The sequence below is a fragment of the Mesorhizobium sp. M2E.F.Ca.ET.209.01.1.1 genome (assembly GCF_004010375.2).
Classification (GTDB): Bacteria; Pseudomonadota; Alphaproteobacteria; order Rhizobiales; family Rhizobiaceae; genus Mesorhizobium.
The window spans coordinates 1-387 of the sequence record NZ_SADP02000348.1 but is presented as its reverse complement, the minus strand read 5'-3'; the positions used below and the strand labels follow the sequence as shown (position 1 = coordinate 387).

At 58.4% G+C, this 387-nt stretch carries 1 protein-coding gene; it reads right to left on the bottom strand.

Translation table 11 applies throughout. From position 1 onward, the window contains the following. On the bottom strand, nt 1-387 hold a 387-nt coding region (locus tag EN852_RS41845), incomplete at both ends, for a S8 family serine peptidase (protein ID WP_210238299.1).

Here is a 387-nt window from a genome sequence, read left to right as displayed (position 1 = left end):
CTTTTTGATCGGGACCTCCGGCAAATTCGCAGTGGTCCGAGCCAACAGCCCCGCCAGGACTGGAGCGGCAAGAGACGTCCCCGAACAGATATTCTGTCTTAGCTTGTGATTGTTTGTACTCCGCCAAAGCACCTGGACGCCAACGCCGGGCTCGGACATGGCCGCGCCAAAAGCGCCGCCATTCCAAAGCACATCACACCACCCGTTTGAAACGGTGCTGCACACGCCAGTGCCGGTGCCGGTTGGGATATAAGTGCTGTCGGATGCCGAGACACTTTGGATGAAGCCTTGCGTCGGGTTTGGAGAAAAATATTCCGACGCATTGGCCGGGAAAAAGGACTCTACCCACGACGCCTCGTCACCTTCCCGCGCATTGCCCGCCGCAAT